15 protein-coding genes are annotated in these 18,856 nt (G+C 36.9%); 9 read left to right on the top strand and 6 right to left on the bottom strand.

What is annotated here, in order from left to right:
• The first annotated feature begins 18 nt into the window (after nucleotides 1-18).
• Both ACFCT9_RS09690 and ACFCT9_RS09685 read left to right on the top strand, forming a co-directional pair.
• Entirely contained in the window at nucleotides 19-2,835 is a 2,817-nt protein-coding gene (locus ACFCT9_RS09690; protein ID WP_412518928.1) for a YhgE/Pip domain-containing protein, read from the top strand.
• 180 nt (nucleotides 2,836-3,015) lie between these two features.
• Complete coding sequence (locus ACFCT9_RS09685; RefSeq protein ID WP_412518926.1) at nucleotides 3,016-3,537, top strand: DUF805 domain-containing protein; 522 nt, start codon at nucleotides 3,016-3,018, stop codon at nucleotides 3,535-3,537.
• Nucleotides 3,538-3,679: 142 nt separating this feature from the next.
• Here the strand turns inward: ACFCT9_RS09685 and adhP are convergent, their stop codons facing one another.
• From adhP to ACFCT9_RS09670, 3 genes are all read right to left on the bottom strand, one after another.
• The gene (adhP, locus tag ACFCT9_RS09680; RefSeq protein ID WP_412518924.1) at nucleotides 3,680-4,690 is read right to left on the bottom strand and encodes an alcohol dehydrogenase AdhP; all 1,011 of its coding nucleotides are present in this window, start codon (nucleotides 4,688-4,690) and stop codon (nucleotides 3,680-3,682) included.
• Nucleotides 4,691-4,933: 243 nt separating this feature from the next.
• A complete protein-coding gene (locus ACFCT9_RS09675; protein ID WP_412518923.1) occupies nucleotides 4,934-5,668 on the bottom strand; it encodes a glucose 1-dehydrogenase in 735 nt (244 codons plus the stop codon).
• A gap of 95 nt (nucleotides 5,669-5,763) precedes the next feature.
• On the bottom strand, nucleotides 5,764-6,267 hold the full coding sequence (locus tag ACFCT9_RS09670) for a YagU family protein (RefSeq protein ID WP_412518922.1): 504 nt from the start codon (nucleotides 6,265-6,267) through the stop codon (nucleotides 5,764-5,766).
• A 178-nt stretch (nucleotides 6,268-6,445) separates the two neighbouring features.
• On the opposite strand from ACFCT9_RS09670, the gene ACFCT9_RS09665 reads away from it, so the two are divergent.
• The 4 genes from ACFCT9_RS09665 to ACFCT9_RS09650 all read left to right on the top strand — a co-directional run bounded on the left by ACFCT9_RS09665 (nucleotide 6,446) and on the right by ACFCT9_RS09650 (nucleotide 13,340).
• Nucleotides 6,446-8,311, top strand: coding sequence for a BglG family transcription antiterminator (locus ACFCT9_RS09665; RefSeq protein ID WP_412518921.1), 1,866 nt, complete (start codon nucleotides 6,446-6,448; stop codon nucleotides 8,309-8,311).
• Nucleotides 8,312-8,389: 78 nt separating this feature from the next.
• Complete coding sequence (locus tag ACFCT9_RS09660; protein WP_412518920.1) at nucleotides 8,390-10,354, top strand: fructose-specific PTS transporter subunit EIIC; 1,965 nt, start codon at nucleotides 8,390-8,392, stop codon at nucleotides 10,352-10,354.
• 13 nt (nucleotides 10,355-10,367) lie between these two features.
• Nucleotides 10,368-11,303, top strand: a complete 936-nt coding sequence (gene manA, locus ACFCT9_RS09655) for a mannose-6-phosphate isomerase, class I (RefSeq protein WP_412518918.1) — start codon at nucleotides 10,368-10,370, stop codon at nucleotides 11,301-11,303.
• Between the two features lie 765 nt (nucleotides 11,304-12,068).
• Nucleotides 12,069-13,340 carry an amidohydrolase family protein gene (locus tag ACFCT9_RS09650; protein WP_412518916.1) on the top strand — a complete coding sequence of 424 codons (1,272 nt, stop codon included), beginning with the start codon at nucleotides 12,069-12,071 and terminating at the stop codon, nucleotides 13,338-13,340.
• 96 nt (nucleotides 13,341-13,436) lie between these two features.
• Here ACFCT9_RS09650 and pbp4 read toward each other — a convergent pair whose 3' ends face one another.
• Together pbp4 and ACFCT9_RS09640 are read right to left on the bottom strand one after the other, a co-directional pair.
• Nucleotides 13,437-14,678, bottom strand: coding sequence for a penicillin-binding protein PBP4 (gene pbp4 / locus ACFCT9_RS09645; protein ID WP_412518914.1), 1,242 nt, complete (start codon nucleotides 14,676-14,678; stop codon nucleotides 13,437-13,439).
• Between the two features lie 160 nt (nucleotides 14,679-14,838).
• Entirely contained in the window at nucleotides 14,839-15,300 is a 462-nt protein-coding gene (locus tag ACFCT9_RS09640; protein ID WP_412518913.1) for a (4Fe-4S)-binding protein, read from the bottom strand.
• Nucleotides 15,301-15,486: 186 nt separating this feature from the next.
• Between ACFCT9_RS09640 and ACFCT9_RS09635 the strand changes: the two genes are divergently transcribed.
• The 3 genes from ACFCT9_RS09635 (at nucleotide 15,487) to ACFCT9_RS09625 (ending at nucleotide 18,083) form a co-directional block, all read left to right on the top strand.
• A complete protein-coding gene (locus ACFCT9_RS09635; protein WP_412518911.1) occupies nucleotides 15,487-15,765 on the top strand; it encodes a GNAT family N-acetyltransferase in 279 nt (92 codons plus the stop codon).
• Nucleotides 15,766-15,973: 208 nt separating this feature from the next.
• Complete coding sequence (locus ACFCT9_RS09630) at nucleotides 15,974-16,723, top strand: sugar phosphate isomerase/epimerase family protein (protein ID WP_412518909.1); 750 nt, start codon at nucleotides 15,974-15,976, stop codon at nucleotides 16,721-16,723.
• Nucleotides 16,724-16,952: 229 nt separating this feature from the next.
• Entirely contained in the window at nucleotides 16,953-18,083 is a 1,131-nt protein-coding gene (locus ACFCT9_RS09625; RefSeq protein WP_412518907.1) for an acetylornithine transaminase, read from the top strand.
• A 53-nt stretch (nucleotides 18,084-18,136) separates the two neighbouring features.
• Here ACFCT9_RS09625 and ACFCT9_RS09620 read toward each other — a convergent pair whose 3' ends face one another.
• On the bottom strand, nucleotides 18,137-18,745 hold the full coding sequence (locus tag ACFCT9_RS09620; RefSeq protein ID WP_412518905.1) for a class I SAM-dependent methyltransferase: 609 nt from the start codon (nucleotides 18,743-18,745) through the stop codon (nucleotides 18,137-18,139).
• Between the last annotated feature and the right edge of the window lie 111 nt (nucleotides 18,746-18,856).

The raw sequence follows: 18,856 nt of genomic DNA, 5'->3' as shown, positions 1-18,856 counted from the left end.
AATTTTAGAGGTGTGCATATGAAGAACGCGATTAAGCTGTTCCTAATAGATTTAAAGAAAATTATAAGAAATCCATCAGTGATAATAATCCTATGCGGTATAGCCATATTGCCATCCTTTTACGCATGGTTTAACTTAGATGCGACTTGGGATCCTTACGGAAATACAAAAAATATTAAAATCGCAGTGGTCAATGAAGACAACGGAGATAAAGTCCGGGGTAAGAAAATCAATGTGGGTAACACCATTGTTGATAAGCTGAAGAAGGATAACCACTTCGATTGGGAATTTGTCAGTCGGAAAAAAGCAGACCATGATTTGAGAATGGGTAAATACTACGCAGCAATGTACATACCAGATAAGTTCACACATGAAATTACAGGCACACTGAGAAAAGACCCACAACGCGCTAACGTAGAATATAAAGTGAACCAGAAATTAAATGCGATTGCGCCGAAAATGACAGATGCTGGAACGAGTGCGATTGTTCAAAAAGCGAATGAACAATTCAATGAAACAGTGACGAAGGCATTGTTAAGTGAAGCCAATCGTTTAGGTGTGAAACTTGAGAATGAAATACCGACGATTAATAAAATACAAAAAGCAGTGAAGACTGCGAATAATTCTGTACCGAAAATTAATGAGTTAGCGAAAAAAGTATTATATCTTGATCAAAACCAAGATCAATTGGATCAATATGCGGATCAATTCCGAGGACTTAAGCAATATAAAGGTGACATCTTAGATGCACAAGATAAATTAAATGCGGTCAATTCATCAATTCCAGCATTGAATGAAAAAGCCAAACTGATTTTAGCGTTAAATGATTATTTGCCGAATATTAAACACGCATTAGATGTAGCTTCAAATGACGTGCCACAAGCCTTCCCGCGTATTAATCGTGGTGTAGATATGGCAAGTGAAGGTGTATCGGCTGGTAAGCAAGGCTTAAATGAAGCACAAGGCTATGTATCTTCAGTCGAACAACGTCTCGGCAGTTATCAACAAGCGATTGATAATGCACAAAATGATTTAAACCGTCGTGCGCAAGCCACACCGCAAAGTACAAAAAGTACTGCAGGTTACTCAGGTATTCGAGTATCACCGATGAGTACAAGCGGTGAAGATTCAAATAACACCAATTCATTTAATTCTAACGATGCGAATGCGATGGAATCATCTTTAACAAAAGCATTATTATCACTCACACAGCAAACAGAAAAACAATCACAAGCCAGTCAACAAGATTTAGGGGCATTAGAAGAAGTGACGTATGGTATTTTAGCGTCAGACAAACCGCAAGAATATGAAAGTACGCTAGATAACTTGATAGAACGTCTACAAGTGACAAGTAAAACTAATCAGCAACTGATTGATATTTTATCTGACCTTGAAAATCGTGAACATGTTGATTTATCTAAAGAAATTCAAACACTAGAGGCAACGAATAACAGAGTCAATCATGTGATTAAGCTTCAAAATCAATTGAGAGATGCCTTGAAACAAGGTAGTTCAGGTAAAGCAGAAGCTGTGAAAGTCTTAAAAGAAATCCCGAAAGTTGATCATGCTTTAGGGGATTTAAGAAACTATATCCAATCAGATATGAACCAACGCTTAATTAACGTGTCACAAGATATTATGTCTGTGTTGAACAATGGAGAAGCGAAACTTTCTACGGTTCAATCTAAATTGAATACGATTCGCCAAGTGATTGATGCCGGCCAATCTATATTAGGAGATGTAGGCGACCGAATTGAAACGATTCAAGGTACTTTACCGCAATTAGAACAAGCATATTTAAATGCGGTAGAGACCGCACAGCAATACTACCCAGAATTCCAACAAAATGTGGAACGTGCAGCATCATTCGTTAGAAACGACTTGCCTGGACTTGAACAACAGCTGGCGAATGCGACAGCAACAGTGAATGAGAATCTTCCAGCGTTATTCAATCGTTATGATCACGCGGTTCAGCTATTAGATGAAAAACAACCGCAAGCGAAAGAAGCACTGCATAATTTAGCAGAATTCATTAGAAATGATTTGCCTGGCTTAGAAAAAGATCTAGCTAAGGCAGATAAGTTGTTTGATGAAGCGGAAAAAGATGATGCGGTTGATAAAATGGTAGATCTGTTGAAAAATGACTTGAAGAAACAAGCAGATGTCATCTCCAATCCAATTAAAATCAACCAAGAAGATGTCTTCCCAATTAAAGACTATGGTTCAGCAAGTACGCCATTCTATACAGCATTATCGATTTGGGTAGGTTCATTACTGATGGTGAGCTTGTTGACAACAGATAATAAACACAAAGAATTAATGCCGACGATTTCTACAAGAGAAACGTATATCGGTAAAAGTGGATTGTTCTATATTATCGGTATCCTACAATCGTTGATTGTGTCGATAGGTGACTTAGTCATCTTGCATGCGAAAGTCGAACATGTCGGATGGTTTATCGGTTTATGTGTACTCTCGTCCATTGTCTTTGTGACGATTGTCTATACGTTCGTTTCATTACTAGGCAATCCAGGGAAAGCCCTTGCGATTATTATGTTAGTCTTACAAATTGCCGGAGGTGGCGGTACCTTCCCAATTGAAGTGACGCCGAAATTCTTCCAAGCCATTCATCCATACCTTCCATTCGCTTATTCGATTGATTTGTTGAGAGAAGCGGTTGGAGGTTATGTACCTGAAATTCTAACTAAGAAAATCATTATCCTGTCACTGTTTGGTATTGGTTCATTCATTATCGGTTGGACATTTAAACCGATTATCGATCCAATCATGAGAAAAGCAGCGGAAAAAGCAGAGAAAAGTGACGTCATAGAATAATATGAATACGCTATCTAGGGAGCCTGAAGTCAAATCTGATTTCAGGTTCCTTTTTATATCAGTGTAAGTTTAAAGGAATACAACAAATTAAAAAATTAACAAATAATTTACCTAAAATTAATTGAGGTATTTGATAAGTTGTGAGTATAATGACCCTAAGCAAATAAGGGGAGGGTTAAGATGGAGAATCAAACGAATCAAATTATTGAAAGTTACAAACTGTTTTGGACACGCTTTTTAGATGTCAATGGTCGTTCAGATCGTCCTGAATATTGGCATCCATTTTGGATTAACTTTGTGATTTCAACCGTTTTAGGGGCACTTTCAGGTGGACTATTAAGCAGTATCTTTGCGTTTGCGATTATGATTCCGTCGTTTACTGTGATGGTACGACGATTACATGACACAAATCGCTCAATGGTATTTGCGGTTATTTCTTACATTAGCGGCTTTATCGTTTCAGTGGCGTCCATTGCTTTCTTCTTTGGTATCGTCATGGCTGCAAATGCGAGTGAAGGTTGGGTATTAGGCGCAACAGCATTCGCTGGTCTGTTTGGTGTTGTGGTTGCAGGTTTAGTGACACTTTATATTATTTACTTATTAGTATTGCCAGGGGACAAAGCACCAAATAACTATGGTAATGGCGGTAGTCATAAATCAGTGGCACCTAATCCATTAGCACAAGATGTAGAAGTAGAATAATCTCACTGTGCATATGCGTTTAAAGCATTAATTAAATGAAAACATAAGAAGCTCCAAAAGCAATCACTGATTAGATCACTTTCGGAGCTTCTTTATTGGTTGGATCAATCAAACTTAAGAAAATTGTATGTGAAACGTATGATTAATGGCGTAAATCAATAACCATACGACCATTGATTTTTCCTTCTTCCATTTCTTTAAAGATATCTTGAACGTCTTCCATAGGACGTAATTGTGTTTTTGGTACAACCAAACCTTCAGCCCCAAATTGGAAAGCTTCTTTCAAGTCTTCACGTGTACCGACAAGTGAACCTACGACACGGATACCATCTAAGACTAAACGTGGAATAGATAAGTCCATAGATTCTGTTGGCAAACCAACTGCAACTACAGTACCGCCTGCACGTACAGATTCAACCGCTGCGTTGAAGGCTTGTTTAGCAACCGCAGTAACGACTGCCGCATGCGCACCATCTACGTGTTCTTGGATATATTTTGCGACATCTACTTCTTTAGGGTTAAGTGTGATATCGGCATCATATTGTTTCGCAAATTCAAGTTGACTATCATTGATATCGACTGCGATAACTTTCGCATTAAATACTTTTTTGGCATATTGCAAAGCTAAGTTGCCAAGGCCGCCTAAACCAAATAAAACTAACCATTCACCAGCGCGTACGCCAGATTCTTTAATTGCTTTATAAGTTGTCACGCCTGCACATGTAATACTGCTGGCAGCTTCTGATGATAAACCATCTGGTACTTTAACAGAATAATCTGCAGTCACGATACATTCTTGTGCCATACCGCCGTCTACAGTATAACCTGCATTTTTAACTTCACGACATAATGTTTCGCGACCTGTTGTACAGTATTCACAGTGTCCGCATCCTTCAAAGAACCAAGCTACACTTGCGCGGTCTCCTACTTTAAGACTTGTGACACCTTCGCCAACTTCTTTAACAATACCGACGCCTTCATGACCTAAAATAGTACCGGTTACATCACCGAAATCAGCATGGGCAACATGTAAGTCTGTATGACAGACACCACAACATTCCATATCTAATAAGGCTTCACCATATTTCAAGGGACGTAATGTTCTCTCAGTAACTTGGGGTTGATGATCTTTACCTACTACGATTGCTTTCATTAAAAAAACCTCCTAACTTAATCACTCTTATTATATTAAGATTGATGACTCTGAGGTTATTGTAAATATGGCTAATTTAGTAACATTTATACAGATTAAAGATAATTTTCTGCGACATGTCTGCTTAGCAAGTTTGACATGATGTTAGAAGTATCCGTAACGTGCACAAAAGTTAAAGGAATTTGTTAGAAAAAGCTCAACGGAATATAGCGTACATATTCCATTGAGCTTTAAAGATATCTATTATTGTGCAGTCAGTCCGCCGTCTATCACAAATTCAGATCCAGTTGAATAAGAAGCTTCGTCAGAGGCTAAGAAACAAACAAGATTAGAAACTTCTTCCACTTGCGCGACACGTCTCATTGGAATTGTTTTCTCAAATGCTTTCACTGCTTCTTTGACATCTTCTTGTTCTAACATAGGTGTTTGAATAACACCTGGATGAACTGAGTTGACACGAATATTAAATGGTGACAATTCTTTTGCGGCAGCTTTTGTCATACCTCTAACCGCAAATTTGGTGTCAGTATATCCAATTGCGCCACCTACTAATCCATTCATAGATGATATGTTGATAATTGAACCGTTATTTTGTTTTTTCATGACTTCAGATACAGCTTTAATACCTAAAAAGACAGAAACTTGATTAATATTGACGATTTTAAGATAGTCATCTAATGAAATATCTTGAATGGATTTATTGTAAGTAATTCCAGCATTATTCACTAGTACATCAATACGATTCCATTTATTCAATGTTTCTTCGACTACGTGTTGCCAATCCGCTTCTTTTGAAACATCTTGTTGTATAAACAAAGCATTTTCTCCCAAAGCTTCAGCAGTTTGTTGTCCTTTGTCTTGATTCAAGTCTGTAATCACAACTTTAGCGCCTTCCGCAATTGCTTTCTTCGCATGCATTTCACCCATACCTTGGGCACCGCCTGTGATAATTAATACCTTATCTGTGAGTCTTCCCATCTAAGACACCCTTTCATTTATCTGTCTACTTTAAGTGTAGCCCTCATGAAAGGGAGATGCGAAGGATATGATTATTAAAATAAATTATATTATAACTATAATGCTTTATTTTTGTATATCGCATAACGTCTGACCAATTCAATGGTCATCATCCATACAATATGACCGAATAGCTCAGATAAATGTTCGTCAAACGGTTGGTTCCAAGGCGCTGGAACAGTTTGAATAATAGGCATAATTAATAAATGAAATGCTATCCAGATGAAAATACCGAAGAGTGCACCGTAACCTGCATAAACAATTGGATATTTTTTAGCTAAATAAATATAAATGATTGCAATCACAATAGAAAAACTATAATGAACGATAAAGCTGACCCATGGTAACATTTGTTCTGAGAATTGATAGGATTGATGTGTAAAATCTGATGATAATCCAAATTGTTGTAATAGCTGTTGCGGTGGGTTGGTTGCATTTCTTTCTGGTGTACGCGGCGGAAACATAACTTCCCATCCTAATTTGACAATGCCAGACAATAGCCCCGCAATGACTGCAGTGTAGATAAATTGAAATGTAGAACTTGTCTTTTCTTGATGCATAAACATCTCCTCCTTAATAGTCATTTTATTTTAGCACGAATGTATTGTGTAAAACATGAAGGTTTTAAGAAATTTAGATAATGATATGCAGAAAAAGAACATTGTGCTTAATATAAAATTAGGAGTTTTAAATAAAATCATTTAAACTAAAAGTAATATATAAAGGAGGTGGGTAGCTATGATTGAAAGACAAATAAAGTTAGTGCGGCTTTTCGTTAATAATGCTGAACAATATTTAACATCTGATGATATTGCTACTTATCTTAATGCTTCAAATCGTACAGTACGTAATGATATTAAGGTCATTAATACCAGTTTTATGAAGAACTTGATTGTCAGTGTGAAATCACGTGGTTATCAAATGGATTTAAGTCGATATACTATGGATCAAGTAGAAGAAAAATTAAGAACCTATACAGATAGAGATCAAATGATACTAGTTACTTTGGGTTATCAACTATTAATGAATGAGACACAACTTACACTACATCAATTAGAACGTACGTATCATTTAGGGAAGAAGGAGTTGCTCGATTACATAGGCCGAATTCACGCCTGGTGTGAAAAGTTTGATGTGGCAATTCATGTGAGACCGCGTAAAGGTATCGAGGTAGTCGGAAGTCAGACTAACCTGAACAATGCGATACTGCATTTAAACCAACTTTCTACTAATAATCATCGTGTCGAGTCATTGATATTAGATGAGCTGCCAAAAGCGCATATAGACATGATGAGTCAAATTATCAAGCGCAATCTTACTGCCTTTGACATCAAGACTTCAGACATTCAAGTCGAACAATTATTAATTCATTTGATTTTGATTATGAAGAAAAGTAATACAGAAGAAATTAATGGTGGGTTAAATGAGGAAGCATTATTAATCTCTAAGAAAGTGATTGATGAAATCAATATCAAGTTAGGTTATACCTTGAACTCACAAGTTACTAAGCTCTTCTCGTTCTTCATCAGTTATCACTTCAATAAGTTTGATTTAGGTGTACAACAGCTATTTATAGAAAGTTATATTAATAGAATGGTTGAGCGGATGGAGGATAGAGTAGGGATACACTTTACTCAAGATCAAGTATTGAAAGAGAACCTCTATTCTCACTTTGGACGAACGTATCTAAGAATTGTGAAGGAAGTTTATCTAAACAACCCGCTGACTAAAGAGATTAAGATACTCTATCCCTTCATCTTTAATGTGCTTTATGATATTGGAAAACAAATGGAAGACGATTCTGGAGTGGAATTAACCGAAGATGAAATCGCATTTCTGACCATTCATTTCCAATCTTCGATTGATCGAAATGAACAGCATCATGTCAATGTAGTGATTGCTTGCTATTATGGGATTGGTATCTCTCAGCTGTTAGCTACGAAAGTTGCGAAATTGAGTGAGCATATTAAAGTTCAAGATACGATTAGATTAGAAGATATCGACCATTATGATTTTACGGGAATCGATATGTTAATCACAACGCATGATATTACAGTTTCACAACTCCCGAAAGGGGTCGAACTACTACAAGTGTCACCACTTTTAAGTCATGATGATCAGCATCAATTAGAAACATTTATGGCTAAAAAACTTAAACCAGCTATGAAATCAGACGAATATTCAGGTGTAAACTTTATCGTTGAAACAGAGGGAGAACAATCGTTTAATACAGCCCGTTTATTTGAAAAAGCTCAAGACATACTAAGTGAGAATCACGCTGTTTTAGAAGGATATATTGAAAGTGCTTTAGAACGCGAGAGAATGTCTTCTACTTATATCGGCAGCCAAGTTGCGATACCACATGGAAACCCTGAGAAAGTACTGAAATCACATGTGATTGTATTTAAAAGCCCTAAAGGGTTCTATTGGAAAGAGCAGCAAGTTAAATTGGTGTTTTTCTTAGCTACGACTAAACAAGATATTCAACTCACAAAACGTATTATTCAGACGATTGCCCAATTAGATGAAAGAACGATAGACGAACTGATGTACCTTGAAGACCAGCCTTTCAGAAACCAATTAATAAATATGATTAAAGGATAATTGCCACTAGTAACGGCAATTATCTTTTTTTATGTCCTTATGTTAACGCTTACACTTTAATTAAGGAGCGTGATTCAAATGAAAATATTAGCAATTACGTCTTGTCCGAACGGTATTGCCCACACATATATGGCTCAAGAAAAATTAGAGCAAGCAGCTAAAGAGATGGGTGTAGATATCAAAGTTGAGACACAAGGCGGCGTAGGTGCAGAAAATGTATTAACAGCAAAAGAAATTAAAGAAGCAGACGGTATTATTATCGCGGCAGATAGACAAGTAGATTTATCACGTTTTAACGGTAAACGTTTAATTAATGAAAACGTCAGAGAAGGCATCCATCATCCTAAAGAATTGATTCAACGTATCATCGATCAAGATGCACGCATTTATCATCATGAAGGTGCATCAGATGATGACAGTTATGAAGAAGAAGAGAAGAAAAGCGGCGTTCAAATGATCTATCAACACTTGATGAATGGTGTGTCATTTATGGTGCCTTTCATCGTAGTTGGTGGATTACTTATTGCGATTGCATTAACACTTGGCGGTGAACCTTCTGCAAAAGGGTTAGTAATTCCAGATGATTCATTTTGGAAATCAATAGAGAAAATCGGAGCGTTATCATTCAGCTTCATGGTCCCAATATTAGCAGGTTATATCGCCTATAGTATTGCGGATAAACCAGGGCTTGTACCAGGTATGATTGGCGGTGCGATTGCTGCAGATGGTAGTTTCTATGGCAGTGAAGCGAGCGCAGGATTCTTAGGTGGTATCGTAGCAGGTTTTATCGCAGGTTATGTTGCAAAATGGATTAAAAATGTCAAAGTGCCTAAAGCAATGGCACCGATTATGCCAATCATCATTATTCCTATTTTAGCTTCATTAGTGGTTGGATTAATCTTTGTCTTTGTTATTGGTGCACCAATATCAGGCGTATTTACAGCATTAACAGGCTGGTTGAAAGGTATGCAAGGTGCAAACATTGTGCTCCTCGCACTCATTATAGGGGCTATGATTGCCTTCGACATGGGTGGTCCAGTCAATAAAGTAGCGTTCTTATTCGGTTCAGCTTTAATTGCTGAAGGTAACTACGCAGTGATGGGTATGGTCGCTGTTGCAGTATGTACCCCACCGATTGGTTTAGGATTAGCAACATTTATTCAAAAACGTAAATTTAATAACTCAGAGCAAGAAATGGGTAAAGCGTCATTCACTATGGGACTATTCGGTATTACAGAAGGCGCTATTCCATTCGCAGCGCAAGACCCGCTTCGTATCATCCCTGCCAACATGATTGGTGCGATGGTCGCAGCAGTAATTGCAGCTCTAGGCGGTGTAGGAGACAGAGTTGCACATGGTGGACCGATTGTTGCAGTACTAGGCGGTATCGAACATATTCTTTGGTTCTTTATTGCAGTTGTTGTAGGAAGCTTAATCACAACAGCAACGGTCTTATTGTTCAAAAAGAACGCACCAACAGCTGTATTAGAAGGTGAAGGTGTCACAACAGAACTTTCTGATAATCAAGATGAACACACAACAGTACCCCAAACAGAAGCAGCTTCAACACCTGAAGCTACAACAACACATGAAACAAAAGAAGATACTGTATTCCATAAAAGCTTAATTGAATTAACGCAAAGTGATATGAAACGTGATGATGTCATTGATCGTCTTATCACAGAACTGAAAAATCAAAACTTCGTTGAAGACTTTGATCAAGTAAAATCATCTGTCTTAAAACGTGAAGCGGAATCAACAACAGCTATCGGAATGAACGTAGCAATTCCACATGCGAAATCAGATGCAGTGAAACAACCCGTTGTGGCAGTACTGCAAAACCAAAATGGTGTTGAATGGGAAAGCTTAGACGGTTCATTACCTAAAATTGTGTTCTTAATCGTTGTACCTAATAACAGTAATGATACACATTTGAAACTATTACAACGCTTATCTAAAACACTTATGGACGATACAACACGCGAAAAATTAATTCATGCAGAAGATATAGAAACAATTTACGACATACTAAAAGCAATATAAAGGATGATAACGTATGGTATTATTTCTAAAACCCGTATTTCAAGAACGTATTTGGGGCGGCACAGCATTAAAACAATTTAATTATGACATTCCAAACGATTTAACAGGTGAGTGTTGGGCGATTTCAGCTTTGCCACATGGTTCAAACGTGATTGAAAATGACAAACATCAAGGTAAAACGTTAGAACAAGTATGGAAAGAAGATAAAGCACTCTTTGGAAATGATCAACGCACTGACTTTCCGCTTTTAACTAAAATTTTAGACGCAAATGATAAATTATCCGTTCAAGTTCATCCAGATGACGCTTATGCAAAAGCACATGAAGGTGGTTACGGTAAGACAGAATGTTGGTATATTTTAGATGCCGAAGAAGATGCAGAAATTATTTATGGGGTTAATGTAGACAATCAAGAAGACTTAGAACGCATGATTGATAATCAAGAATTTGATGCATTATTCCGTAAAGTTAAAGTAAAACCGGGAGATTTCTTCTATGTGCCAGCAGGCACAGTACATGCGATTGGCGCAGGCATACTAATTTTAGAAACACAACAATCATCTGATACAACGTATCGTATCTATGATTATGACCGTAAAGATAAAAATGGTAATACACGTGAACTGCATCTTGAACAAAGTAAAGCAGTGATTGATGTGAAACAAACCAATCCGAATTCAAAACCCGTTCATGAAACACGTGATGGTCAAGCATTTACACAATTTGTATCTAATGATTTCTTTACTGTAGAGAAGTGGGATATAGATGGTAAATTAGATTTCAAGAAACCTTATGAGTATTGTTTGGTTTCTGTGATTGAAGGAAGCGGAGAAGTGAGTATAGATGGACAAATAAACAAGATAGACAAAGGTACACACTTTATCATTACTTCAGAAGATTTAGATATCACATTCAAAGGTGACATGAGTATTATAGTGAGTCATCCATAAATAGGTGCACGAATTCAAGAAGAGTTGAGGCAGTTTTAACTGTTTCAGCTCTTTTTTTACTCTATAAGTAAAAAGAGTTATTATATGAAAAGTTTATAAAGTAATTTGAAAATAAAGGTGGTATAATATCGAAGAGTAAAGAACCTTACATGAAATAAAGAGAAGTATGTGGAGCCACCTCGAGCCTTAAATGGAGTTATCGGGGAGGTGATAGTATGGATATTACACTAATAGAAATTCATTTGAATTTTGAAAGTATATGTTCCGTTGTCATAGTTGCCTATGCAGTGAAGACAGCTATCAATAAGATGGCAAAAAAATAACTTCTGTACTTAATTGAGACGAGTACAGAAGTTAAAAAACCATTTAGGTTCGTTAGAGTTTCACAAGAGCTATTGTGAGCCTTTACTTGGAGCTTAGTAAGTGACAGCTTACTAGGCTCTTTTTATTACAATATAATAATATCAATATTGTACAAGATAAGTCAAATGATAGTATGTATCGCATGTGAAAGGCATTGAGCCTATTTCTCCTGAAATTAATAATACTCATTGGATATGTATCAAATAGGCATAATAAAACCTCCTCGAGCCTTAAATGTAAGTCAATGAAAATATAAAATTGTGTTTATATATATATCTGGGTGGTCAAACGGAATGCGTTAAGTTTCTTTATTGGAGCCTAAGTTGATAAAATTGAGGCGTAACATTTTTGGAATACTGAATCATTTTTTGTTTGTGAAGATAGAGAGATGGAGGAATGAAAATGAGCAAAAAATTTATTAACGCATCAATCTATAAACATGATGATGCTTCTGAAATCTTAGTAGAGAACGGCAAGTTTGTGGCGTTTGGGAATGACTTAGGTGATGCAGATGAAGTGATTGATTTACAAGGTCGCTTAGTCTTACCGCCTTATGTGGATTCACACTTGCATTTAGACTACTACTTTACAGGACAAGATCCTAAAATCAAAAATGAATCAGGTACGTTATTTGAAGCGATTGATTTATGGAATGATTATAAAAAAGGGACAACGAAGGAAGAAATGAAAGCACGTATGCGTAAAGCGGTGAATGATGTCGCAAGTTACGGCACACAATATATCCGTGCACAAACAGACTGCACAGATCCTAATTTAACAGGTATTAAAGCGGCTATCGAAGTGAGAGATGAATTAAAAGATAACATCACCATTCAAGTCGTTGCTTTCCCGCAAAACGGTATGTATTCATTTGAGGAAGACGGTAAAACAGGCCGTGATTTAGTAGAAGAAGCGCTTAAACTAGGTGCTGATTGTGTCGGAGGTATTCCGCATAACGAATGGAGCCCTGAAGATGGCGCAGAATCAGTGAAAGAAATCGTACGTCTCGCAATCAAATATGATAAATTGATTGATGTACATTGTGACGAAACTGATGATGCAGAAGCACGTTATCTTGAACAATTGAATGCAGAAGCAATGAAACAAGGCTATGGCCCTTATACAACAGCTTCTCATACTTGTTCATTTGGTTCAGCAGATGATGCCTATGCATTTCGTATGATGGGCTTATTCCGTCAATCTGGTTTGAACTTTGTATCATGTCCGACAGAGAACTTATTCTTACAAGGACGTCAAGATACGTATCCTAAACGCCGTGGTTTAACACGTGTGAAAGAATTCGTAGATAATGATATTAACGTCGCATTTGGTCAAGATTCTATTGTAGACCTTTGGTATCCGGCAGGTTCAGGCAACTTGATGAATATCTTAGATAATGGTCTGCATGCGACACAATTAATGAGTGAACAAGACTTCCCACGTAACTTTGATTTAATCACATACAATGGTGCGCAGCTGATGCGTATTGAAGCGGAGTATGGTTTAGATGAGGGTAAACCAGCAAACTTCATCGTTGTGGATGCGCCGACAGTCTTCGAAGCGCAAAGACGTCGTTCAGACTGCCTGGCATCTGTACGTCACGGTGAATACTTGTTCAAGAAAGCATTGCCTCAGTATGAAACAGAACTTGATGTCACACGTCAAACAAAATAGCTATCAGATTCAATTAAGAGATTTGAATCATAGTAGAATATAAAATGAGCGGGACTTTTTTGAGAAGTTCCGCTCATTTTGATGTGTATGCATGTATTAAGATTTAATGCGTTTAACCACAATATAAATAATCGCAGTCAGCAGTATGGCACCGCCAATCATTACGAGTGCACCTAATAATAACGTTCCCCAGTGTGTGACGGGTTCAACTGAAACAGAAGGTGCTTGATAACCTTTAAGGAAATTTCTTGGATAGTCAACTTTTAACTGTTTATCATCAACGACCTTTAAGTGATATTTTGATTTATCTTTTTGTACTAAATCATATAAGTCATGTTTGACATCATAGGTCTTACCCTCAATTTCATGTTCCCCTTTAGAAATCACTTTACGATATTCATAGTTGTTGAAAGCCTCTTCTGTTAAGGCATTCGCAAGCTTCTGACGTGCATGTTTCGCACTGTCATTCTGATAGGGCTGTACATTCATGACGACTGTATTGATGCGTAAATCTTTCTGTTTAGCAGTTAAGACTAAGTTATAGCCATTTTCGCTGGTTCCTGTTTTTAAACCATCTGCTTCAACTGCTTTTAAGGCATCAGGACCATGAGGTAAAGATAGATTTGTATTTTTTAAAGTTTTCCCATACTGTTTGTCTGTTTCAAGTTTAGAATAATTGAGTACCTCAGGATGTTGTTTCAAGAGTGCTTGAGAGAGTATAGCCATATCTTGTGCAGTACTTGATGATGTTGTTTCATTTTTATAAGCTTTAGGGATAAATTGGTGAATCAATTGGTTATTTGCGCCACTTGGATTTGTGAAATGTGTGTGCTGCATCCCTAAGCTTTGCGCTGTGTGGTTCATACGATCTGTAAACTTAGAAACATCACCATCGACATGATCAGCAAGTACTAATGTCGAAGCGTTGCTCGACTCTAACATAGCTTGTTTCAATAACTGATCTACAGTATAGGTTTGTTTATTTTTTAACGGAAATGTCGTTAAGTTTGGTAATTGAGACATTTGTTGATACGTGGGTGTGATTTTAACTTTATCAGAAAGGTGTACTTTACCTTGTTTGATATCTTCTAATATTAAGTAAACAGTCATCAACTTTGCGGTAGAAGCAGGGTCGATGGTGCGTGTGCCATGGTAGTCATACAATATCTGTCCTTGTTGGGTAATTACATAGGCACTTTTAGGGTCAAACTGTTTTTGAATCGTTTGATGATGGGCTTTCGCAATGTCAATTGGCGTTTGTTCAGCGTGAACAGTTGGTGCAATCAGTACAGTCCATAGGAACATCACTGACAACATGATGCTTATAACTTTTTTCACTATCAATGGTCATCCTTTTGTAAAATAATATACTCTAACGTTACTATAAGAGAATACTGTATTCAACAAAATTTAAATAAGAATTATTAATAAAAGTGATATTAAGAAAAAATACACTTCTCACTCTTGGATAACTGAGTGAAGAAGTGTAGAAGAAGGGCTAGTCTAAAGTATAGAATGGATTTTCAGAAATATCAGTGCCGCCTTTTAAAATGGCACGGTTCAATTCAATGACTTCACCATTATGGTTCAATTCAATGACTTCACCATTATGGTTCAATTCAATGACTTCACCATTATGGTTCAATTCAATGACTTCACCATTATGGTTTAATGTAAATGCCCCTTTAATGATAATTTGATTGTCTTTGCCGATTGAAATTTCAGTATGGTCATGATGTTCGTTTGGTTGGCCATCTTTACGTTGATATTCCAATGCGCCGCTTGGGCAACGCTCAACGACTTCTGCGATTTGGTCCGCGGATGCATTTTGTGGGTCAATCCATGGACGTTTCTTCGTATCAAATACTTGTGGTAAACCTTTCACACATTCAGCTGCATGAATACAACGTGCAGGGTCAAAAGAGACATCAATCGTTTCACTTGTATACGTCTTTCTCATGTTATCACTCCTTAAAATATGCCAAATACTTATTTTCAATATAGCACATAAATAAATTGTCTCCAATTAATATTACTCGTCATACCATTGAGAACTATTATCAATGTTGTGCGATAAGCTTTTATTCTTGCTTTTAAGATGTGCACAAGGTAATATCAAATTAATAAAAAGAGGGAAGTGATCTCAATGACAGAAGTAAAGCACGGACACAATAAATTTTATGTAGGCGAAGACGAAAATAACTACCAAGCACAGATGACATATGTCCCAACAGGACCAGACTTATTTATTATTGACCATACAGAAGTATCAGAAGCATTACGTGGGCAACGCGTAGGTTATGCGATGGTTGAAGCAGCAGTAGATTACGCAAGAGAAAATAATATGAAAATCGTTCCATTATGTCCATTTGCGAAAAGTGTCTTTGAAAAAACACCAGAGTATGCGGACGTATTAAAGAACTAAGACAAATAATACATTGACTTATGATAACCAGCAGACTTCTTATAAGAGGTCTGTTTTTTTATGCAGCATTTGTATAATTGCCATTGATACATTGAAACAGAAATCGCTTAAGGCGTATATCCATTAATGACATTTTTAGTAAGTCAGATTATTATATAAGTAAGAAGGGTAAACTGATTTACTTAATTTGTGCAAAGGACTGGTATGAATGAACAACAACTTAGTATTTAACACCTTGGTATTGCAAAAAAAGATTAACAGTGGTTTGAAACAAATTGAACTTTTTGATGACATTTTGGCTTTAGGTTTCAGTAACATTGAACTTCGAAGAGAATATTTCTTGGACATCGATAAAGAAATTCCAGAAATGAGAGAATTAGCGGAAAGTAAAAACATTACACTCTTTTATAGTGTGCCTGATTATGTATTTTTAGATAACGGTGAACTAAACGCTAAAATATTTGAGTATTTTGAAGAAGCTAAGCGTCTAAATGTGGTTAACGTAAAAATGTCGATAGGAAATTATCAACGCGTGAGTCAATTAAGTCAACTGAACTTCATTAATGAACAACCCTTTAACTTTACGGTTGAAAATGATCAAACGCAACAATCAGGAACAATTAATAAACTTCATCAATTTTTACAAGATGCCAAACAAGCGAAATTAAATATAGGTTATACATTTGATGTGGGTAATTTCCGATATGTTCAGGAAAGTGAAGTTGAAGCGGCTAACCAACTAGGAACATATGTGACTTATATTCACTTGAAAAACTTAGCCGAAGAGAACGGCGAATTCATCGTGACGTCGTTAGATAAAGGGATCATCGATTGGAGACTAATCGTCGAAAAACTACCAACAGAGTTACCAATAGCGCTTGAATATCCTGCGCGCGACATGGATGAAGTATTGAGCGATAAAAAGTCGATTGAAGTGTTAGAAAACGACAGAAAATAAAGTGACGATAGAAGCTGAAAAGTTTGTTTTTAACTTCATGAATGACTTTCTAAATAAAAATCAAAGATATGCAATCTGAAGCAATAAAAGCTGAGACACAGTACCTTTTTACACATGTCTCAGCTTTTTTATGCATTAATTGATTGACGGACGTATCAGTCAAGGGTATATTATTAATAATTATACATTTATATACATAAAGATGAATTTACAGTCAGAAGGTGACATCATGAGTAAACTATTTCAGAACTATAAACGTGCACAAATTGAGTTCGTTCAAGCAGAAGGTAATTATTTAGTAGATCAACAAGGTCAACGTTATTTAGATTTTTCATCAGGTATTGGTGTGACTAACTTAGGGTTTCATCCTGAGGTAGTACACGCCCTTCAACAACAAGCCGCACATATTTGGCATACGCCAAATTTATATCACAATCAACTTCAAGAAGAGGTAGCTGAAAAGCTGATTGGAGATAAAGACTATGTTGCGCTCTTCTGTAACAGTGGGACAGAAGCGAATGAAGCCGCAATAAAACTAGCACGTAAAGCGACAGGCAAACAATCTATCATTACGTTCAAACAATCTTTCCATGGCAGAACGTATGGTGCTATGTCTGCGACTGGTCAAGATAAAATTAAACAGGGTTTTGGTGAAGGTGTTCCGCATTTTCACTATGCACAATTTAATGAGATAGAAAGCGTGAAAGCATTGATTACAGAAGATACAGCGGCGGTGATGTTAGAACTGATACAAGGTGAATCGGGAATTATCCCTGCACAACCTGAATTTGTGCATAATTTAGCTGCCTTATGTAAAGCACATGATATCTTGTTGATTGTAGATGAAGTCCAAACAGGGATGGGACGTACAGGCAAACTCTTCTCTTTCGAACATTATGGAATTGAACCAGATATCTTCACACTGGCTAAAGGATTAGGCAACGGCGTACCTGTCGGTGCGATGTTAGGGAAGTCTGAATTAAGTCCTGCCTTTGATTATGGCAGTCATGGTTCGACATTCGGCGGAAATAAGCTGGCTATGGCCGCAAGTTCAGCAACACTAGATGTGATGTTAGCACCTGGCTTTTTAGCGCACACCTTACAGAAGGGTAATGATTTAAAAGCACAGTTAACGAAACAATTAAAAGGGCATGAGCATGTGATAGAAGTCCGTGGTTTAGGCAACATGATAGGCATTGAAACCACATTAAATATCAACGATGTGGTAGAAGCTGCCAGAGCACAAGGCTTAATTGTCTTAACAGCCGGCACCAATGTGATTCGTTTATTACCGCCATTAGCACTCTCTCAAACAGAAATCGAACAAGGGGTTCGTATCTTAGTGGAGGTCTTATCCTAAATTAAAAGACTGAGACAACGTATGTTGGAATACATGTCTCAGTCTTTTATTTATTATAGCTTTTCAATATGACCTTGAATGACACTCGCATGACCTGTATGTGCAGTGCCTTCTTTACGCTCGATTTCACGTTTTTCTAAACTGTGAATTTTAACAGGAAGGTCTTCTAAGTAGGATTTGATTTCATCTACCTCATAAAGCATTGCTTTACTTGGTGGACCGCCTGTTTTATGTTCGAGTTGTTCTGTTGAATAAAGTTCAAAGTAACCATGGCCACCAGATTTTAAAGGGTTAATCAAATTATAAAACATACCGCGTTTCCCTTCTGGCGGTACGTGACCAAAGATATTTACGCTGTAATCATATGCGTTATCTTCAGTTAAATTAGACGCAGTGATATCACCATAGTTCGCATCGACAGTCACACCCGCTTCTTTCGCAAGTTTTAATTCCTTTTCGATGCCTACTTTAGATAAGTCATATGTTGTGACGTCATAGCCTAAAGTCGCAAGATAAACCGCATTACGGCCTTCACCTTCCGCTAACATCAACACTTTCTTTGGTGATGTCACAGTTTCAAAAAAGACACTTTTCACATAAGCATTGGCTTCTTTACCATAAATATAAGTGTCAGAATCAAATTTATCATCCCAATGATTCATGATGATGCCTCCTCTCTCTTTTCATACTAGTCTAAGAAGAGAGAGACACTTAAGCAATTAAAACGAATTTAGAGATATTGAGACATCAACGAAAACCTATTCTATACATCA

The organism is Staphylococcus simulans (assembly GCF_047037175.1).
Taxonomy (GTDB): Bacteria; Bacillota; Bacilli; order Staphylococcales; family Staphylococcaceae; genus Staphylococcus; species Staphylococcus simulans_C.
This window is presented reverse-complemented; position numbering and strand designations above follow the sequence as displayed.

Bases quoted from the DNA above. Each gene is read 5' to 3' on its own strand.
- ACFCT9_RS09620 (WP_412518905.1), bottom strand. From the start codon at position 18,745: ATGAATCATTGGGATGATAAATTTGATTCTGACACTTATATTTATGGT.
- ACFCT9_RS09635 (WP_412518911.1), top strand. From the start codon at position 15,487: ATGACAGAAGTAAAGCACGGACACAATAAATTTTATGTAGGCGAAGAC.
- ACFCT9_RS09675 (WP_412518923.1), bottom strand. From the start codon at position 5,668: ATGGGAAGACTCACAGATAAGGTATTAATTATCACAGGCGGTGCCCAA.
- ACFCT9_RS09630 (WP_412518909.1), top strand. From the start codon at position 15,974: ATGAACAACAACTTAGTATTTAACACCTTGGTATTGCAAAAAAAGATT.
- ACFCT9_RS09640 (WP_412518913.1), bottom strand. From the start codon at position 15,300: ATGAGAAAGACGTATACAAGTGAAACGATTGATGTCTCTTTTGACCCT.
- ACFCT9_RS09690 (WP_412518928.1), top strand. From the start codon at position 19: ATGAAGAACGCGATTAAGCTGTTCCTAATAGATTTAAAGAAAATTATA.
- ACFCT9_RS09660 (WP_412518920.1), top strand. From the start codon at position 8,390: ATGAAAATATTAGCAATTACGTCTTGTCCGAACGGTATTGCCCACACA.
- adhP (WP_412518924.1), bottom strand. From the start codon at position 4,690: ATGAAAGCAATCGTAGTAGGTAAAGATCATCAACCCCAAGTTACTGAG.
- manA (WP_412518918.1), top strand. From the start codon at position 10,368: ATGGTATTATTTCTAAAACCCGTATTTCAAGAACGTATTTGGGGCGGC.
- ACFCT9_RS09670 (WP_412518922.1), bottom strand. From the start codon at position 6,267: ATGCATCAAGAAAAGACAAGTTCTACATTTCAATTTATCTACACTGCA.
- ACFCT9_RS09665 (WP_412518921.1), top strand. From the start codon at position 6,446: ATGATTGAAAGACAAATAAAGTTAGTGCGGCTTTTCGTTAATAATGCT.
- ACFCT9_RS09625 (WP_412518907.1), top strand. From the start codon at position 16,953: ATGAGTAAACTATTTCAGAACTATAAACGTGCACAAATTGAGTTCGTT.
- ACFCT9_RS09685 (WP_412518926.1), top strand. From the start codon at position 3,016: ATGGAGAATCAAACGAATCAAATTATTGAAAGTTACAAACTGTTTTGG.
- ACFCT9_RS09650 (WP_412518916.1), top strand. From the start codon at position 12,069: ATGAGCAAAAAATTTATTAACGCATCAATCTATAAACATGATGATGCT.